We start from the raw sequence: 19,047 nt of genomic DNA, 5'->3' as shown, positions 1-19,047 counted from the left end.
CGCCTCCCTGCAAGGATCAGTTGCCGGTGGCTACCGGACGCTGCGGATCGGAACTCCATTCGCTCCAGGAACCCGGATACAGATGCGCCCCCGGCATGCCCGCCACTTCCAGTGCCAGCAGGTTGTGGCAGGCGGTCACGCCGGAGCCGCACTGCATGACCGCAGCCTGCGGATCACCCACTACCGACAGCCATTCCTCGCGCAATTGCGTGGCACTCTTGAAGTGGCCATCGGCCTGCAGGTTGTCCTTGAAGAAGCGGTTCTTCGCGCCCGGAATGTGCCCGCCCACTGCATCGATGGTTTCGTTCTCGCCACGGAAGCGATCCGGTGCGCGCGCGTCGACCACTTGCAGGGTTTGGCTCTTTAGATTGTCGAGCAGGGCTTGCGCATCCACGGTCTTGACCAGCGAGGACAGATCCTGGATGTTGCCCGGCGCAGCCGGTGCCGGCGTCTCGCTGGTCAGCGTTTCACCCAGCGCCTGCCAGGCCGCCATGCCGCCATCGAGCACGGCCACGTCGCTGTGGCCGATCCAGCGCAGCAGCCACCACAGGCGTGCGGCATACATGCCACCGTGGGCGTCATACGCCACCACTTGGGTGTCATTGTTGATGCCCAGGTCGCGCATCGCCTGCACGAACTGCTGGCGGTCCGGCAGCGGATGGCGGCCATGGAAGCGGCCGGCGGCATCGGTCTTGGGACCGGAGAGCAGCTCATCCAGGTGGGCGAAGCGGGCCTGCGGCAGATGGCCGGCCGCGTAAGCTTCACGGCCGTAAGCGGGGTTGGTCAGGTCGTGACGGCAGTCCACGACCACAACGTTCAGATACTGCGCACGCGATTTCAATTCGCTGGCGCTGATGAGGGTCTGGTAGGTCATGCGGCTCTCCTTTTGTTCATAAGCCCTGCAAGCGGGCAGGATTCAGGGATTCATGGATTCCTGGATTCAGACTTCGGTGGCGATCGGGTCCACCTTGGGTACGTTCTTGGCCACGGCCTGGCTCTTGCGCTGGTTGCGATACGTCGCCAGCATGCCGCTGGCCAGGATGATCGCCATGCCCAGCCAGCCGATCCAGCCCGGCGCATCATCCCAGATCAGCACGCCGAAGAGGCTGGAAAAGACGATGCCCGTGTATTGCAGGTTGGCCGTCACCAGGGTATTGCCGAGCCGGTAGGCGCGCGTCATGGCGATCTGCGCCGTGGTGGCCGTCAAGCCTATCATGAGCACCAGCAGCGCACCGATCCACGAATGGCTGTGCCACAGCGGCACGCGTCCCGTTACCACGCTGCCGACCAGGCCGGCCAACACGCCCGTGGCAGAAAAGTAGAACACCACGCGGTACTCCGGTTCCCCCAACAGGCCCAGCTTGCGCACCTGCAGGTAGACCAGTGCCGAGAGCACGCCCGAGGCCAGCGAGATGGCGCCGCCCAGCAACTGCTCGGCATTGAGCGATGGGCGCATCAGCAGTGCCACCCCGAGGAAGCTCAGCGCCACCGTGCCGGCCAGGCCCCATTCGAATTTCTTGTGGCCCTGCCACCAGCCGGCCACGAACAGCATCACCGCAATCCAGATCGAGGACATGTAGTTCAGCGTGGTGGCCGTGGCAATGGGCAGCAGGCTGAAGGAATAGAACCACATCCACAGCGAGACCACGCCCACGCCGCCACGGATGAGGTGGTCACGCGGGAAGGGCGTGCGCAGCGTGCCCCCGCGCAGGCGGATCAGGCAGAGGATGAAGAGCACGCCGATCACGCCGCGGCAGAGCACGATCTCGGAGGTCGTGTAGTACTGGCTGGCGAGCTTGACGCACACGCCCATGACGGCAAAGAGGAATGAGGCGACGAGCATCCAGAGCGATTGCATGGCGGCGGTTCAGTAGTGGGAGGGGAGAGTGGGGAAGGTGCACGCGTCACGAGCACCAAATAAAACGGCAGCCCCGGCGTGAACCGGGGCTGCCGTCGTGCAGCTGGAGCGGGAGGGGCGGATGCGGGAGGGTGGGCGACAATGACGGCGCAGACTACGTCCGTCGTGAGCTTGCCGCATTGCCTGCATCTGCTTTCCCCCTGCGCGGCCTGTTGGCCTGGTTATGGTGTGCTGGTTCCTTGCGGCACGTCCAGCTGCTGGCGATACCACTCGTGGAAGTGCTGCATGCCGTCTTCCATGGGCGACTGGTAGGGACCGACTTCGCTGGTGCCGCGATCCATCAGTATACGACGGCCGGCATCCATGCGCAGGGCGATCTCGTCATCCTCGACGCAGGTCTCCATGTAGGCGGCGCGCTCGGCTTCCACCAGCTCGCGCTCGAACAGGGCGATCTCTTCCGGATAGTAGAACTCCACCACGTTGGTGGTCTTCTGCGGACCGGTCGGCCAGAGCGTGGACACGACCAGCACGTGCGGATACCACTCCACCATGATGTTGGGGTAGAGCGTGAGCCAGATGGCACCGTATTTGGGCGGCTTGCCGTTGGAGAACTGCAGCAGCTTTTCCTGCCACTTGGCATAGGTCGGCGAGCCGGACTTGATCAGGCCGTGGTTCACGCCCACGGTCTGGACGCTGTAGTCGCGGCCGAATTCCCACTTCAGGTCGGAGCAGCTCACGAAGTTGCCCAAGCCAGGATGGAAGGGCTCGACGTGGTAATCCTCCAGGTAGACCTCGATGAAGGTCTTCCAGTTGTAGTCGCACTCGTGTACTTCAGTGTGGTCGTACAGGTAGCCGGAGAAGTCCAGGTCGCGCGTCACGCCCAGATGCTTGAGCTTGTCGGCGATGTTGACGCCGTTGTTCTCGAACAGCAGGCCATTCCAGCTTTGCAGCGGGGTCTTTGACAGGTTCATGCACGGCGTCTCGCCGAAATGCGGCGCGCCGATCAATTCGCCCTTCAGATCATAGGTCCAGCGATGCAGGGGGCAGACGATGTTGCTGGCGTGACCGCGGCCATCGAGCATCTTGGCCTGGCGGTGGCGGCAGACGTTGGACAGCAGTTCAATGCCCTGCGCATTGCGCACCAGCATGCGGCCTTCGTTTTCCCAGGGCAGCGTGGAGTAGTCGCCAGCTTCGGGCACCATCAGCTCATGGCCGACGTAACGAGGTCCCTGCTGGAAGAGTAGTTTCAGTTCCCGCTGATGAAGCGGTTCGTCAAAGTAGACGTGGACTGGAAGTTGCGCGTTTGAACGCGCCAATTTGGCAAAAGTAGCAAGATCGGACATTTCCGCCCCCAAATTAATTTGCACCAACCTAAGGAAGAAAATCCGCAAAAACCTATGTTCAAATAATATGAAGAGGAAATTTTGGACAGAACCGAGGATTATGCCACAAAACCCCCATAAGGGGCCGGGTTTTGTGGCCAAAATGCCAGTAAATTGGCCGAATTTACAAGCTCGGCTCGAAATCCGCTGACATTTCCACGCCCTTGATTGACTTGGGCATCGCCGGTTTGTTCTAAAATACCGGGTTGGAATTTTGAATGGGTCGATATGCCTAGAACCTCTGCCGCTGCTTCCTCTGCTGCCGCCTCTGCGGCCGCCGTCGCCTTGCCTGCTTCTTTCGAGGAAGCGATGGAAGAGCTGGAGCAGCTCGTGGCCCGCATGGAAGCCGGCGAACTGCCGCTGGAAGCCTCGGTGGCTGCCTACAAACGCGGCTCCGAACTGGTGAAGTTCTGCGCCGGCCAGCTCGACAAGGTGGACAGCCAGGTCAAGCTGCTCGAAGGCGACATGCTCAAGCCGTTCAATGCGGCGGACGCTGCTGGCGGGGACGACTGATGAATGCACAGATGCCGGCCGCCAGTGCGCAGGCCCCGCTGACGTTTGCCGACTGGATGCGCCAGGTGCAGGGCGGCATGGAAGACGTGCTGGACCGATTCCTGCCCGCGACCTCGGTGGTGCCGGCGCGCCTGCACGAAGCCATGCTCTATACCGCCATGGATGGCGGCAAGCGCGTGCGTCCGTTGCTGGTCTATGCTGCCGGGGACATCTTCGACACCCCGCGCGCGCTGCTGGACCGGGCTGCGGCGGCCGTGGAGATGATCCACGTGTATTCGCTGGTGCATGACGACATGCCCTGCATGGATGATGATGCCCTGCGCCGTGGCAAGCCCACGGTGCACGTGCAGTATGACGAAGCCACGGCGCTGCTGGTCGGCGATGCCCTGCAGGCGCAGGCCTTCGATACCTTGTCGGCCCCGCTGGAGGCCGAGCTTGGCAAGAGCGATGCCGGCGTGACGGCACGCCAGCTGCGCATGGTGAACCTGCTGGCCCAGGCGGCCGGTTCGGTGGGCATGTGCGGCGGCCAGGCCATCGACCTGGCCAGCGTGGGCATGACCCTGTCGCTGGCCGAGCTGGAACAGATGCATCGCCTGAAAACCGGTGCCCTGCTGCGCGCAGCGGTGCTGCTGGGCGCGCTGGGCGGCAAGGCGCTCAGCGCCGACGAGAGTGCAGCGCTGGACGAGTATGCGCGGGCCATCGGCCTGGCCTTCCAAGTGGTGGACGACATCCTCGATGCCACGGCCGACTCGGCCACGCTGGGCAAGACGGCCGGCAAGGATGCGGCGGACAACAAGCCGACCTATGTTTCGATCCTGGGCCTGGCCGAATCGCAGGCGCTGGCCGAGAAGCTGCGCGGCAATGCCCACGCGGCGCTGGCACCCTTCGGCGAGAAGGCGCGCCGCCTGCGCGAGCTGGCTGACCTGATCGTGCAGAGAAAGACTTAAGCGACGTAACCCGGCATGAAGACGGACCGCGCGGCATGTGCCAGGCGCGGCCTTCAGACCCCAACACGGTAAGAACAGATGCTCCTCAATACCATCAACGACCCGGCCGACCTGCGCCGCCTGTCCCGCCATCAATTGAAGCCGCTGGCCGAAGAGCTGCGCGGTTTCCTGCTGGACTCGGTCTCCAAGACCGGCGGCCACCTGTCCTCCAACCTGGGCACGGTGGAGCTGACCATCGCGCTGCATTACGTCTTCAATACGCCGCAGGACCGCATCGTCTGGGATGTGGGCCATCAGACCTATCCGCACAAGATCCTCACCGGCCGCCGCGAGCGCATGGCCTCGCTGCGCCAGCAGGAGGGCATCTCGGGCTTCCCGCGCCGCATCGAAAGTGAATACGACACCTTCGGCACCGCCCACTCCTCGACCTCGATCTCGGCGGCGCTCGGCATGGCGCTGGCGGCCAAGACCCAGGGCTCGGACCGCCATGCCATCGCCGTCATCGGCGACGGCGCGATGACCGCCGGCATGGCCTTCGAAGCGCTCAACAATGCGGGCGTGCACGAGGACATCAACCTGCTGGTGATCCTCAACGACAACGACATGTCGATCTCGCCGCCGGTGGGAGCGCTCAATCGCTACCTGGCGCGCCTGATGTCGGGCAAGTTCTACGCCAAGGCGCGTGACGTGGGCAAGTCGGTACTGCCCGGCCCGGTGCTGGAACTGGCCAAGCGCCTGGAAGAACATGCCAAGGGCATGGTGGTCCCGGCCACCATGTTCGAGGAATTCGGCTTCAACTACATCGGCCCCATCGATGGTCATGACCTCGACTCGCTGGTCCCCACGCTGCAGAACCTGAAGCACCTGAAGGGACCGCAATTCCTTCACGTGGTCACCAAGAAGGGACAAGGCTACAAGCTGGCCGAGGCCGATCCGGTGCTCTATCACGGTCCCGGCAAGTTCAACCCCAGCGAAGGCATCAAGCCCAGCGCGGGCGGCAAGCTGACCTATACCCAGGTTTTCGGCGACTGGCTGTGCGACATGGCCGCCGCCGACGAGAAGCTGGTCGGCATCACCCCGGCCATGCGCGAAGGCTCGGGCATGGTGGGCTTTGAAAAGAAATTCCCGAACCGTTACTACGACGTCGGCATCGCCGAACAGCACGCCGTCACCTTTGCCGCCGGCATGGCCTGCGAGGGCATGAAGCCGGTGGTGGCGATCTACTCGACCTTCCTGCAGCGCGCCTACGACCAGTTGATCCACGACGTGGCCCTGCAGAACCTGGACGTGACCTTCGCCCTGGACCGTGCCGGTCTGGTCGGTGCCGATGGCGCGACCCACGCCGGCAATTACGACCTGGCGTTCCTGCGCTGTATCCCGAACATGGTGGTGATGGCGGCTTCCGATGAGGATGAGTGCCGCAAGATGCTCTCGACCGCTTATCAGTATCCCGGCCCGGCCTCGGTGCGCTATCCGCGCGGTGCCGGCATCGGTGCAGCGGTCGAGAAGACGCTGGAGACCCTGCCGCTGGGCAAGGGCGAGATCCGCCGCCAGGGCAAGGATGTCGCGATCCTGACCTTCGGCAGCCTGCTGGCACCGGCGCTCGGCGCGGGCGACAAGCTCAACGCCACGGTGGCCAACATGCGCTTCATCAAGCCGCTGGACGTGGAACTGGTCAAGCAGCTGGCCGCCTCGCACGATGCGCTGGTGACGGTGGAAGAGGGCTGCATCATGGGCGGCGCCGGTGCTGCCGTCTCCGAGGCATTGGCCGCCGCCGGCATCAACAAGCCGGTGCTGCACCTGGGCTTGCCGGACCGCTTCATCGATCATGGCGACGCTGCGCAACTGCTGGCGCAGTGCGGCCTGGATGCCGATGGCATCGCCCAGTCCATCGTGCAGCGCTTCGGCAAGGACCAGCCCCGTCTGGTCGTCAACAACGGCTAAGCGCCGTCTTCCCGCACCACGCCTCACCCCGGCGGCCCGCGCTGGCCGGGGGATGCGGCGTGTTTTCTCATCCGTTGAACATCCTGCGGCCGCGCCGGTCCAAGACCTCATCAATTAAAATAATTTCCTTTTGGAAATAATTTGTGGGGTGGCCGGCGGCTTCGCATGGGCGCTCCTGAAATCTTCCTGCAAGAATTCAAACGAGGAGAGACCCATGAGATGGGTGACGGCGATAGTCGGTGGTATGACGGGCTTTGTGCTGGCCTTGGCCAGTGATTGGTCGATCGGTTCTACGGTGGCCATCATGGCGGGGCTGGGCTTCTGGCTCGGCAATGTGCTGTTTGCGGGTAGCCAGCAGGAGGAGCCATCCGCCGCATTCACCGGTACGGCACCTTCCGCGTCCCTGGCCGCCCGCGTGAAGCACCTGGAAGACCGGGTCGCGATGCTCAGTGAAGAAGTGGAGCGGCTGCGACAGGAATCACCGCATTACCTTGCGCCCCCTGAGCCGCCTGTCGAGGTGGAGCTCCCTGCAGAAGTACGCTCCCACGATCAAGTCCGCATCCCCGTCACCGCCACCTTGCCGCCAGCGCCCGTCCCGGCGGCCTCGGCTGAGGCAGAACCACAGACCTCGCACGAACAACCAGCCGCTCCGCTGGCCACTGGCGCTGCAGGGAGCGAGCCTGAATTGCCGCCATCCCTCCCTGCCAAGCCCGCTGCGCCCGCGGCACCGGACCTGCTGGAGCGCGCCTTCAATGCCGCGCGAGACTGGCTGCTGGGCGGCAACACGGTGGTGCGGGTGGGGATCATCGTGCTGTTCTTCGGCGTAGCCTTCCTGCTCAAGTACGCCGCCAGCAACAGCCTGCTGCCGATCGAATTCCGCCTGGCCGGTACTGCCCTCGGTGCTGCCGTCCTGCTGGGAGCCGGCTGGCACCTGCGCGAGCGCCGCACCGTGTACGGACTGGTGCTGCAAGGCGGCGGGGTAGGGGTGCTGTATCTGACGGTGTTTGCTGCCGTCAAACTGTATGCGCTGATTCCTTCGGGCATGGCCCTGCCGCTGATGGTGGTGATCTGCGCCCTGAGCGCTTTCCTGGCGATCCGGCAGGATGCGGCGGTGCTGGCCTTCATGGGCAGTACAGGCGGTTTTCTGGCCCCGGTGCTGGTCAGCGGCGGCGGTGGCAGCCATGTCGCGCTCTTCAGCTATTACGCCTTGCTCAATGCCGGCATCTTTGCCATCGCCTGGTTCAAGGCCTGGCGCGCGCTCAACCTGCTGGGATTTTCCTTCACCTTCGTGATCGGTTCGATCTGGGGCGCGACCGCCTACGCACCGGAACACTTCGCCAGTACCGAAGCCTTCCTGGTGCTGTTCTTCCTCATGTACGTCGGCATCTCGCTCCTGTATGCCTTGCGGCGCGAGTGCGAGGTCCGGCACTACGTGGATGGCTCGCTGGTATTCGGCACGCCCATTGCGGCCACCGCGCTGCAGGCGGCCCTGGTCAAGTCCATGCCCTTCGGCCTGGCGTGGAGTGCGGTTGCCTTGTCGGCCTTCTATCTGCTGGCCTCAGCCGGACTGGTGCGCTGGCGGCAGCGGCTGGGTTTGCTGTTCGATGCCATGCTGGTCCTGGGCGTGATCTTCGCGACGCTGGCCATTCCCTTCGCCTGCTCCGGCCAGACCACGGGAGCCGCATGGGCGATCGAGGGCGCGGCTCTGGTGTGGATGGCAGTGCGCCAGCGTCGGCTGCTGGCACTGCTGTCCGGCTTGCTGATGCAGCTTGTGGCGGCGCTGGCGTTCCTGGCGTCTTGGGGCGAGCCGCCTGGTGCGGTGCTGATGCCGGTCGTCCATACCGGCCTCCTGGCGATGTTGATGATTGCGCTGGCGGGCCTGTTCATCGGCTGGTGGCTGCAGGTGCGCAGCGATGCGGGCCGCTGGCATGCATCGCTGCCCGAAGTGGGCATGGCCGCTGCAGTCTGGGGCCTGTGCTGGTGGGCCGCTGCCGGCCTGCGCGAAATCCAGGCGCACGCCGCCACGCTGGCACCGGACGCGCTGGTCCCGTTCATCCTGCCTGCGCTGGTGCTGTGGGCCATCCTCACCGCCTGGCTGGCCCACGCCGCACGCCGCCTGCTGGCCTGGCCGCTGGCCCGGCGCGTCGAGCAGGCCTTGGCACCGGTGCTGGGTCTGCTGACCCTGGGCTTGTTCATGACGCAAGCTGCGCCGCTGACCGGATGGGGCTGGCTGGCCTGGCCGCTGGCACTGGTCTCGACCTATGCCATCCTGTGGCACCTGGAAGGCGAGCACGAACGCGGCCAGGCCTCACCCTGGCCACCCTATGCCCTGCAGCACCTCCTGAGTTTCTGGATGCTGTGCGCCTTGCTGGCCTTCGAGGGCTACTGGCGCTTGCGTGAGTTCGTCCCCGAAGGCGCGTGGAGCTGGAGCGCCTGGGCCTGTGGAGTGGGACTGTGCCTGCTGGCAGTGTCGACCCTGGGCACTCGCCTGCGCTGGCCGGTCGCCTTGCAGGCCTGGTCCTATCAGGTCTGGGGCGCGGCACCGCTGGCGCTGCTGCTGTGGGTGTGGAGCATCGGCAGTGCGCTGAGCGACGGCGATGCCTCGCCGTTGTTCTGGCTACCCCTGTTGAACCCCCTGGATGTGGCGCAATTATTGGGTTTTTTGGCCGTGGCCGCATGGATAGGGCGTTTGCGCCAGCTGGCGGTGGGCCAGCCGCCGCTGGAAGTGAATTATCTGGCGTTCGCCACGGTCTTCCTGTGGTTCAACGCACTGCTGCTGCGGACCTTGCATCACTATTTCGGCGTGGAATATGAAGTAGCTGCCGTGCTGGCCTCGTTCCGCTGGCAACAGGTCTTCATGCTGGGCTGGGGTGTTTTCGCCTTTGCCGCGCAGTGGCTGGTCCGCAGCGAACGCCTGCAGAAGCTGTGCGTGCTGGCCTCGCTGCCGCTGATGCTGGTACTGTGGCTGTGGACGATCAACATCAACCTTACCGAGGCCGGTGGCGACTGGATGCGGCTGCCCTTGCTCAATCCGCTGGATGCGGTCCTGCTGGCCATCTATGCACTGATCGCTTTCTGGCTCGCGCGCCTGGCCAGCCTGACCAGCTTGCTTGCGCCGTATCGCACGGCGCTGATGAGCGCGGTGGGCGCGACGGCCTTCCTCTGGCTCAACGCCATGCTGCTGCGCACCCTGCATCACTGGACCGGTCTGCCTTACACGCTGGCTGACATCTCGCACTCGACGCTGGCCCAGGCGGCGCTGACGGTGTTCTGGGCCTTGTGTGCCCTCACTACGCAGGTCATTGCCACGCGTCGCGGCCTGCGCATGCTGTGGTTCGTCGGCGGCGCGTTATTGGGCGTGACCGTGATCAAGCTGTTCCTGTTCGACCTGTCGCGCATCCAGGGCCTGGAGCGCATCGTCGCGTTCATCGGGGTCGGTGTGCTGCTGTTGCTGGTGGGGTATTTCTCGCCCTTGCCGCCCAAGCGCGCTGCCGCCGAGGAGGTCACGCCATGAAATCGATGCTGATGAGTTTGTGCGCGGGCTTGCTGACGTTCAGCGCCCACGCCAGGGAAGCCGCGCCGGTGGCGGCTGTGCAATGGTACGAAGTGAATCTCAGCGGCAGCGGCCCGTATTACCGCATGCGCTTGCCGTCCGAGATCTACGCGGCCAGCCAGCGCAGCGATCTGGGCGATGTGCGCATCGTCAACGGTGCCGGAGAACGGGTGCCGTTCTCGCTGGAGGCGGCCACCGTTCCCGCTCCGGTCAAACGCGTGGTGCCGGCACCGGTGACCTGGTTTGCCGTGCCTTCCGCCAACCGAGCCGGCGGCCAGCCTCGCCTGGGTGTCTCGATTGCGCCCGACGGCAGCTTGCGTGCCGAGGTCGGGGCACCGGCCGCGCCGCGCGGCGCTGACGAGTCGGTGCTGGTCGATCTGGGGCGGGAAGCGTCGGTGAGCGGCTTGCGTATCCATTTGGGCGGGACGCATTATCAGGGCCGTGTCCAGGTCGAGAGCAGTGCCGATCTGACGCAATGGCACAGCGTGGCGGAAGCCGACTTGCTGAAGGCGTCCTCGAATGGCAAGCAGTTGCGCCAGGAGCGGGTGCCACTGGACGGATTGCGGCAGCGCTACCTGCGACTGAGTTGGCCGGATGGCGTGCCCGAGATCACGGCGATCGACGCCGAGACCGTTGTGGTGGAAGCGGCCCCCGGGAACGATGCGCCTGCTCTGCGCTGGCAGGCTGCCGCGCAGGTACGCACCGGCAGTCTGGCGGGCGAATATCTGTTCGAGAGCGGCGGAGTCTATCCGGCCGAAAGCGTGCGCATCGATTTGCCGCAGCCCAATACCATCGCCAAGGTCAGCCTGCAAAGCCGCAGCGAGGCCCAGGCACCCTGGCGGGAAGTCGCTACGGGCAACGTATTCCGTCTGCAAGGCAAGTCAGGCGAGGAGCGTTCCGCACCGCTGCAGTTCCAGGTCACGCCCGAGCGCAACTGGCGGATCATGGTGGACATGCGCAATGGCGGTCTGGGCAGCGGCTTGCCGCAAGTGAGCCTGGGCTGGCGGCCGGCGCAGCTGACTTTCGTGGCACGGGGATCTCCGCCCTTCAGAATAGGCGCGGGCGATGCAGCGCTGGCACCGGTGGCGCAGCCGACAGCGGAATTGCTGATGGGGGCAACCCCCGAGATGGGCAACGCCACGCTGGGAGCACGGCTGCCGATGGCACAGGAAAGCGCGGCGGCCGCTTCGGTCAGTACCCGCAACATCGTGCTGTGGGTGGGTTTGATCATTGCCGTGGCGGCTTTGGGTGCCATCGCCTGGCGTCTGGCGCGCAGCAAGCCGGTGGACGGCTCCCGTTAGCTGTCGCAGGCAGAAGGCGGTGTTGCTGCAGCGCTGCCTTCACTGCCCGCAGTGAGAACGCGATCAGCGCTCCCGCCCCTTCTCCCACAACACATCCTGTCCACCCGCCTCCCGGTTGAGCACGCGCGCCAGCACGAAGCACAGGTCGGAGAGGCGATTCAGATACTGCCGCGCCGGCGCATTCACGCCGGCCTCGGCCTTCTCCAGCATCACCACGCTGCGCTCGGCGCGACGGCACACGGTGCGGCATACGTGCGCCAGCGCGGCCGTGCGCGAGCCACCCGGCAGGATGAATTCCTTGAGCGGGGGCAGGGTGGCGTTGTACTTTTCCAGCAGGGCGTCCAGCCGGGCCAGGTGCGCATCGGCCAGCACCGTATAGCCCGGGATGCACAGCTCGCCGCCGAGGTCGAAGAGGTCATGCTGGATCGACACCAGTTCCTCCCGCAGAGCAGCCGGCAGCGTCTCGCACAACAGCAGGCCCAGCTGCGAATTGAGCTCATCCACATCGCCCAGCGCCTGGATGCGCAGGTTGTCCTTGCCCACGCGGCTGCCATCGCCCAGTCCGGTACTGCCATCATCGCCGGTGCGGGTGGCGATCTTCGAAAGTCGGTTGCCCATCATTGCTCCTTGTTGATCCGCCGGGGAGCTTAAGCGCAAGGCCCGTCCAAGGCAAGCGCTTCCCATGCGCTGCGAGCCGTGACGCGTCTGCTGGAAAAAGGCGTAAACAATTCACTTGATTTGTCCGATCACGCAGCATGGAGGGGGACATTTGCGCAAACTAAAGTCGGCAAGAGAGTAAAATTCATCGATTGGATCAGTGGTCAGTCCACTGGAGCGGCAGGGGACGCCGCTTCACCGGCCCTGCATCTTCCCCGCACAACACCATAAGAACACCGAGACACCAGACCCCTGAGAGACATTGCATGAACCACCTAGTTGACGCCCGGAAACTGAAACGCCCCGTGCCCCAGGCCCTGCTCGACGAGCTCAAGGCCCTCTTCGGCGAGCGCTGCTCCACTACCCTGGCCATGCGCGAGCACCACGGCCGCGACGAATCCTCCTACGATCCCATGCTGCCGGACGCAGTGGTCTTCGCCCACAGCACCGAGGAAGTCGCCGCCTTCGTCAAGCTCTGCAGCCAGTATGACACCCCCATCATCCCCTACGGCGCCGGCACCTCGCTGGAAGGCCACGTGCTGGCCCTGCAGGGCGGCGTCACAGTGGATCTGTCGCAGATGAACCAGGTGCTGGCCGTCAACGCTGAAGACCTGACCGCCACCGTCCAGGCCGGCGTCACCCGCAAGCAGCTGAACCAGGAGATCAAGGATACGGGCCTGTTCTTCCCCATCGATCCGGGCGCCGACGCCTCGCTGGGCGGCATGGCCTCGACCCGCGCCTCGGGCACCAATGCCGTGCGCTACGGCACGATGAAGGAAAACACGCTAACCCTGACCGTGGTCACGGCCCAGGGCGAGATCATCAAGACCGGCACCCGCGCCAAGAAATCCTCGGCCGGCTACGACCTGACCCGTGTCTACGTGGGCAGCGAAGGCACCCTGGGCATCATCACCGAAGTGACCGTGCGCCTGTATCCGCAGCCGGAAGCCATTTCGGCCGCGATCTGCTCCTTCCCCAGCGTGGCCGATGCGGTCAACACCGTCATCCAGACCATCCAGATGGGCGTGCCGCTGGCGCGTGTGGAACTGCTCGATGAAAACGGCGTGCGCGCCATCAATGCCCACGACAAGTTGAGCCTGCCGGTCAACCCGCTGCTGCTGTTCGAATTCCATGGCAGCGAGAACGGCGTCAAGGAACAAGCCGAGCTGGTGCAGGACATCGCCAAGGAATTCCATGCGCTCGGTTTCGAATGGGCTACCCGCCCCGAAGACCGTACCCGTCTCTGGACCGCCCGTCACAACGCCTACTTCGCGCTGCTGCAATTGCGCCCCGGCGCCCGTGCGATTTCCACCGACTGCTGCGTGCCGATCTCGCGCCTGGCCGAATGCGTGCTGGCCACCAAGGCCGATTGCGAAGAGCAGGGGCTCATTCACGCCATCATCGGCCACGTCGGCGATGGCAACTTCCACGTGCAGATGATGGTGGACCCCAACGACCCGGCCGACATCGCCCGCGCCGAAGGCGTCAACGCCCGCATGGTGGCGCGGGCCCTCGGCATGGATGGCACCTGCACCGGCGAACACGGCGTCGGCCTGCACAAGATGGATTTCCTGATCCAGGAACACGGTGATGGTGCCATTGCCGTCATGCGCGCCATCAAGCATGCGCTCGATCCGAAGAACATCATGAACCCCGGCAAGATCCTGCGCTGGGAACAGTGAGGTCGATGTATCACGCAGGCCAGGGGAGAAAAACTTAGTTTTGCGCACCTGGCCGTTTAGTTTTTCGGCAACGCAATGTTAGTCATCAGTTTTGCTTGAACCGCAGCAGGAATCCACCATTCATGGCCACCCGCCTTCCCCCCGTTCACGCCCTGTCCGCCTTTGAAGCGGCAGCCCGTCACAACTCGTTTGCGATCGCCGCCGAGGAACTGTGCATCACCCCGTCGGCGCTGTCGCACCGGATCCGCCTGCTGGAAGATTTCGTGGGCGAGCGCCTGTTCTATCGCGATGGCCGTTCCATCGGCCTGTCCGAATTCGGCCGCCGCTATCTCGATGTGGTGCGCAGCGCCTTGCGCACGCTGACCGATTTCCCGATGCCCCACCGCAATGCGGCCGTGCAGCCCAAGATCAAGGTGATGCTGCCGCCGACCTTCGCGCGCCACCTGCTGATGCCGCGCATCGCCGACTTCACCCAGCGCCATCCGGAGATCGTGGTCGAACTGTATCTCTCGGTACCGCTGTATGACCTGTCGCTCTCGGAGAGCGATGTCGAGATCCGCTTCGGTGCCGGCAACTATCCCAACATCATCACCGAGAAGTTGTTCGAGGAACCGGCCTTCGCCGTGGCCAGCCCCGGCTACCTGAAGACCCTGCCGCCGATGAAGTCGCCCACCGACCTGCAGCATGCGACCCTGCTGCGCTCGGCGCTGGAACCCTGGCAGCCCTGGTTCGAAGCGGCTGGCCTGAAGGACTGGGTGGAACCCTCGTCCGGCCTGCGCGTGGACGACCTGGGCCTGCTGCTGGAAGCGGTGCGCCACGGCTACGGGATTGGCCTGACGCGCCAGCACTTTGCCGAAGAACTGCTGGCAAGGGGCGAGATCGTGGAATTGTTCGACGTGCGCCTGCGCACCCCGCCACATGCGTATTACGTGGTCTACGAGCGCGCCGTGCGCGAGCGGCCCGAGGTTGATACCTTCATCAGCTGGATGCAGAACGCCTTCCGCAACATCTGACCCGGCTTTGTATCGCCCATCCCGTCCGGCCGCCCTGAAAATAATTCACGGCGGCCGGAAATTCTTTTCAGTGGGCCGCCAGGCAACACGGCACCGTGCAGGGCGGCAAAATTCGTTACACTTGTCGGACTGAAAAAGCCCGCCCCATGCGGGCTGACAACAAACGAGACAGCGTGAGCCGCAGCACCGGATGCAAGAAGAGGGACATCCAGCGCCGCACGCCTGCCTAGCTTACCGCCGAGGTCCAGCATGAATGCTCCCGCCCAACCGTCCTTCGCGCCGGCCCGCCAGCGCGAAGTCGTCGATGCCCTGCGCCGGGTCGTCCCCGCGCACTGCGTGCTGTTCGACGAGGAAGACACCCGCCCCTACGAATGCGACGGCCTGGCCGCCTACCGGCAGTTGCCCATGGTGGTGGTGCTGCCCGAGAACGAGGCGCAGGTCATCGCCATCATGAAGGCCTGCCACGCGCTGCAGGTGCAGATCGTGCCGCGCGGGGCCGGCACGGGCCTGTCGGGCGGGGCCATGCCGATCGCTGATGGTGTGGTGGTCTCCACCGCCAAGTTCAACCAGATCCTCAAGATGGACAAGTACTCGCGCACCGCGGTGGTCCAGCCCGGCGTGCGCAACCTGGCCATTTCCGAAGCGGCCGCCCCGCACGGGCTGTATTACGCGCCGGACCCGTCCTCGCAGATCGCCTGTTCCATCGGCGGCAACGTGGCCGAGAATTCGGGCGGCGTGCACTGCCTGAAATACGGCCTGACGGTGCACAACGTGCTGCGCGTGCGCATGGTCACCATCGAAGGCGAGGTGGTGGAACTGGGCAGCGGTGCATTGGATGCGCCGGGCCTGGACCTGCTGGCCGTCTTCATCGGTTCCGAAGGCATGCTGGGCGTGGTCACCGAAGTGACCGTCAAGCTGGTGCCCAAGCCCCAGGCCGCGCGCGTGATCATGGCCTCCTTCGACGATGTGGTCAAAGGCGGCAATGCAGTGGCCAACGTGATCGCCGCCGGAATCATCCCGGCCGGGCTGGAGATGATGGACAAGACCAGCTCGCGCATGGTCGAGCCCTTCGTCAAAGCCGGCTATGACATCGATGCCGAAGCCATCCTGCTGTGCGAATCCGATGGCACCGTGGAAGAGGTGGAAGAAGAAATCGGCCGCATGACCGACGTGCTCAACGCCAGCGGCGCGACGGCCATTGCCTGCTCGCAGTCGGAAGCCGAGCGCCTGCGCTTCTGGTCCGGCCGCAAGAACGCCTTCCCGGCAGCCGGCCGCATCTCGCCCGACTATTACTGCATGGATGGCACTATCCCGCGCAAGAAGCTGGCGCAAGTGCTCTTGGGCATCGCCGAGATGGAAAAGAAATACGGCCTGCGCTGCGCCAACGTCTTCCATGCGGGCGATGGCAACCTGCATCCGCTGATCCTCTTCGATGCCAACATCGCTGACGAATTCCATCGCGCCGAACTGTTCGGTGCCGAGATCCTGGAGCTGTGCGTTGAAGTGGGCGGCACCATCACCGGTGAACACGGCGTGGGCATCGAGAAGATCAACTCCATGTGCGTGCAGTTTTCACCCGCCGAGCGCGAGGCCTTCTTCAAGTTGAAGCGCGCTTTCGACCCGGCCTTCCTGCTCAATCCGGACAAAGCCATTCCCACCCTGCATCGCTGTGCCGAGTACGGCAAGATGCACGTGCAGCGCGGCCAGCTGCGCTTTCCCGATCTGCCGAGATTCTGACCATGCAAGCACAACAAGACATGGACGCCGTGCTGGCCTCCTTCCGCGAACGCATCCTCTCCGGCCGCGCCCTGCAGATCCGTGGCGGCGGCACCAAGGACTGGTACGGACAGGAGCCCGCCGGCGACCTGCTCGACACACGCCCCTACAGCGGCATCATCGACTATGAACCGACCGAGCTGGTCATCACCGCCCGCTGCGGCACGCCCCTGGCCGAGATCGATGCGGCCCTGGCCCAGCACAACCAGATGCTGGCCTGGGAGCCGCCGCGTTTCGGCGGTGCGGCCACCGTCGGCGGCATGGTCGCGGCCGGCCTCTCCGGTCCTTCGCGCGCCAGCGCAGGTGCCGTGCGCGATTTCGTACTGGGTGCGGTGCTCATGGATGCACAGGGCGAGCAATTGCACTTCGGCGGACAGGTCATGAAGAACGTTGCCGGCTATGACATCTCGCGCCTGCTGGCCGGTTCGCTGGGCACGCTGGGACTGATCCTGCAGGTCTCGCTGAAGGTCCTGCCGCGTCCCATCGCCAGCAGTACCCGCGTCTTCGAGATCAACCAGGAAGGGGCGCTGCGCCTGCTGAACCAGAGCGCAGGACAACCCCTGCCGCTGGTGGCCAGCGCCTGGGTCAACAATGTGCTCACGATCCGTTTGTCGGGCGCACAGGCGGCCGTGGATTCAGCAATCAAAAAGATGGGTGGCACCGAATTAAGCAATCCGGAAGATTACTGGACCGACCTGCGCGAGCAGACTCACCCCTTCTTCGCCGATCCGCAAGCCCCGCTGTGGCGTCTGTCGGTGCCGTCGGTGGCCCCGCCCGTCGACCTGCCGGGCCGCCAGCTGATCGAGTGGGGTGGGGCGCAGCGCTGGCTGCGGCCTGAGGGAAATGTGGATGCCGTGGCCATCCGTGCCGCTGCACTGGCCGTGGGCGGACACGCCAGCCTGCATCGTGGCGGCGACAAGGCCATCGGTGTCTTCCACCCCTTGCAGCCGGCCGTGGAAACGATCCATCGCCGTCTCAAGCAGCAATTCGACCCGCAGGGCATCTTCAATCCCGGCCGCCTGTACGCCAGCCTGTAAGCGCCTCTTTTCCAAGCGATCATCATGCAGACCAACTTGGCTGATTTCATCCGCAACACCCAGGCCGGCGAGGAAGCCGACAGCATCCTGCGTTCCTGCGTGCATTGCGGTTTCTGTACCGCCACTTGTCCCACCTATCAACTGCTGGGCGATGAACTGGATGGCCCGCGCGGCCGCATCTATCTCATCAAGCAGGTGCTCGAAGGCAAGCCCGCCACGGCCGCCACGCAATCGCACCTGGACCGCTGCCTGACCTGCCGCAACTGCGAATCCACTTGCCCCTCCGGCGTGCAGTACGGACGCCTGGTCGACATCGGCCGCAAGGTGGTGGAAGAGCAGGTACAGCGCCCCTTCGGCGAGCGTGTCTTGCGCACCGCCTTGAAGGAACTGGTACCGCGCAAGTGGATCTTCCGTCCGGCCATGAAGGCGGGGCAGATGATGCGCCCGCTCTTGCCCAAGCTGTTGCAGAACAAGGTGCCGCTGCCGCAGGATGCGGGAAGCTGGCCCACGCGCACGCATGCGCGCCAGATGCTGTTGCTCGAAGGATGCGTGCAACCCTCGATGGCCCCCAACATCAACAGTGCCACCGCGCGCGTGCTTGATGCCCTCGGTGTGCAATTGTTCGCGCCGCCCAAGGCCGGCTGCTGCGGGGCCATCCGCTATCACCTCAATGACCAGGACGGCGGCCTCGACGACATGCGCCGCAACATCGACGCCTGGTGGCCCTACATCGAAGGACGTGACGGCGTGCGTGCCGACACCATCGTCATGAATGCCTCCGGCTGCGGTGCCACCGTCAAGGAATACGGCCACCTGCTGCAGCATGATCCGGATTACGCCGAGAAGGCGCGCCGCATCTCCCGCATGACGCGCGACATCAGCGAGATCCTGCCCGAGTTCGAAGAGCAGCTGCAGCACAAGCTCAAGGATTTCGACGGTAAGCGCGTGGCCTATCACCCGCCCTGCACCCTGCAGCATGGCCAGAAGATCCGCGGCAAGGTCGAAGGCATCCTGCGCGCCGCCGGCGTCGACGTGCAGCTGTGTGCGGACAGCCATCTCTGCTGCGGTTCGGCCGGCACCTATTCGGTATTGCAGCCGGAACTGTCCTATCGTCTGCGCGACAACAAGATCAGCAAGCTGCAGGCTACCGATCCGGACATGATCGTCACCGGCAACATCGGGTGCGTCACGCACCTGCAATCCGGGACCGACACGCCGGTGCGGCACTGGATCGAATTGCTGGACAGCGCCCTGCAACAGGTCTGAGGGCGCGGATAGTCCGGATGACATCGTGATGCGTCTCACGATGTCATTGTCCTGTCAGATCAAAAACTTAGACTTTCGCCTTCACCGATACCAGCGGTGTAGTCAGGCGAAGCCCGCA

General features: G+C 64.7%; 14 protein-coding genes. 10 read left to right on the top strand and 4 right to left on the bottom strand.

The features are described 5' to 3' along the window. Positions 1 to 16 precede the first annotated feature (16 nt). The 3 genes from ACWFUC_RS25515 to ACWFUC_RS25505 all read right to left on the bottom strand — a co-directional run bounded on the left by ACWFUC_RS25515 (position 17) and on the right by ACWFUC_RS25505 (position 3,201). Positions 17 to 874 (bottom strand): sulfurtransferase, encoded by an 858-nt coding sequence (locus ACWFUC_RS25515; RefSeq protein WP_489623745.1) that lies wholly within the window; start codon positions 872 to 874, stop codon positions 17 to 19. Positions 875 to 940: 66 nt separating this feature from the next. Further along, a complete protein-coding gene (locus tag ACWFUC_RS25510) occupies positions 941 to 1,858 on the bottom strand; it encodes a DMT family transporter (RefSeq protein ID WP_088755707.1) in 918 nt (305 codons plus the stop codon). Positions 1,859 to 2,079: 221 nt separating this feature from the next. After that, positions 2,080 to 3,201 carry an aromatic ring-hydroxylating oxygenase subunit alpha gene (locus ACWFUC_RS25505; protein ID WP_489623744.1) on the bottom strand — a complete coding sequence of 374 codons (1,122 nt, stop codon included), beginning with the start codon at positions 3,199 to 3,201 and terminating at the stop codon, positions 2,080 to 2,082. A gap of 267 nt (positions 3,202 to 3,468) precedes the next feature. Between ACWFUC_RS25505 and ACWFUC_RS25500 the strand changes: the two genes are divergently transcribed. The 5 genes from ACWFUC_RS25500 (at position 3,469) to ACWFUC_RS25480 (ending at position 11,498) form a co-directional block, all read left to right on the top strand. Beyond that, positions 3,469 to 3,753, top strand: coding sequence for an exodeoxyribonuclease VII small subunit (locus tag ACWFUC_RS25500; protein WP_259433170.1), 285 nt, complete (start codon positions 3,469 to 3,471; stop codon positions 3,751 to 3,753). After that, positions 3,753 to 4,700, top strand: coding sequence for a polyprenyl synthetase family protein (locus ACWFUC_RS25495; protein ID WP_489637416.1), 948 nt, complete (start codon positions 3,753 to 3,755; stop codon positions 4,698 to 4,700). Before ACWFUC_RS25500 ends, ACWFUC_RS25495 begins: the two co-directional genes overlap by 1 nt. A gap of 78 nt (positions 4,701 to 4,778) precedes the next feature. Next, a complete protein-coding gene (dxs, locus tag ACWFUC_RS25490; protein WP_134223277.1) occupies positions 4,779 to 6,644 on the top strand; it encodes a 1-deoxy-D-xylulose-5-phosphate synthase in 1,866 nt (621 codons plus the stop codon). Between the two features lie 214 nt (positions 6,645 to 6,858). Continuing rightward, entirely contained in the window at positions 6,859 to 10,158 is a 3,300-nt protein-coding gene (locus tag ACWFUC_RS25485) for a DUF2339 domain-containing protein (protein ID WP_489623743.1), read from the top strand. After that, positions 10,155 to 11,498: a DUF3999 domain-containing protein gene (locus tag ACWFUC_RS25480; protein WP_489623742.1), complete on the top strand. Its 1,344-nt coding sequence runs from the start codon at positions 10,155 to 10,157 to the stop codon at positions 11,496 to 11,498. Before ACWFUC_RS25485 ends, ACWFUC_RS25480 begins: the two co-directional genes overlap by 4 nt. 63 nt (positions 11,499 to 11,561) lie before the next feature. Here the strand turns inward: ACWFUC_RS25480 and ACWFUC_RS25475 are convergent, their stop codons facing one another. Continuing rightward, positions 11,562 to 12,116, bottom strand: a complete 555-nt coding sequence (locus ACWFUC_RS25475) for a cob(I)yrinic acid a,c-diamide adenosyltransferase (protein WP_121043821.1) — start codon at positions 12,114 to 12,116, stop codon at positions 11,562 to 11,564. A 305-nt stretch (positions 12,117 to 12,421) separates the two neighbouring features. Between ACWFUC_RS25475 and ACWFUC_RS25470 the strand changes: the two genes are divergently transcribed. The 5 genes from ACWFUC_RS25470 (at position 12,422) to glcF (ending at position 18,929) form a co-directional block, all read left to right on the top strand. Beyond that, on the top strand, positions 12,422 to 13,837 hold the full coding sequence (locus ACWFUC_RS25470) for an FAD-binding oxidoreductase (RefSeq protein ID WP_402707405.1): 1,416 nt from the start codon (positions 12,422 to 12,424) through the stop codon (positions 13,835 to 13,837). A 122-nt stretch (positions 13,838 to 13,959) separates the two neighbouring features. Next, positions 13,960 to 14,850, top strand: a complete 891-nt coding sequence (locus ACWFUC_RS25465) for a LysR substrate-binding domain-containing protein (RefSeq protein ID WP_039786924.1) — start codon at positions 13,960 to 13,962, stop codon at positions 14,848 to 14,850. Between the two features lie 249 nt (positions 14,851 to 15,099). Next, a complete protein-coding gene (locus tag ACWFUC_RS25460) occupies positions 15,100 to 16,587 on the top strand; it encodes an FAD-linked oxidase C-terminal domain-containing protein (protein WP_039786927.1) in 1,488 nt (495 codons plus the stop codon). Between the two features lie 2 nt (positions 16,588 to 16,589). After that, positions 16,590 to 17,663: a glycolate oxidase subunit GlcE gene (glcE, locus tag ACWFUC_RS25455; RefSeq protein ID WP_166675791.1), complete on the top strand. Its 1,074-nt coding sequence runs from the start codon at positions 16,590 to 16,592 to the stop codon at positions 17,661 to 17,663. A gap of 24 nt (positions 17,664 to 17,687) precedes the next feature. Then, on the top strand, positions 17,688 to 18,929 hold the full coding sequence (glcF, locus tag ACWFUC_RS25450; protein ID WP_489623741.1) for a glycolate oxidase subunit GlcF: 1,242 nt from the start codon (positions 17,688 to 17,690) through the stop codon (positions 18,927 to 18,929). Positions 18,930 to 19,047 lie beyond the last annotated feature (118 nt).

It is taken from the genome of Herbaspirillum sp. Her4 (assembly GCF_057961335.1).
Note: the sequence above shows the minus strand (reverse complement) of the source record. Positions and strands in the feature narration are given on the sequence as shown.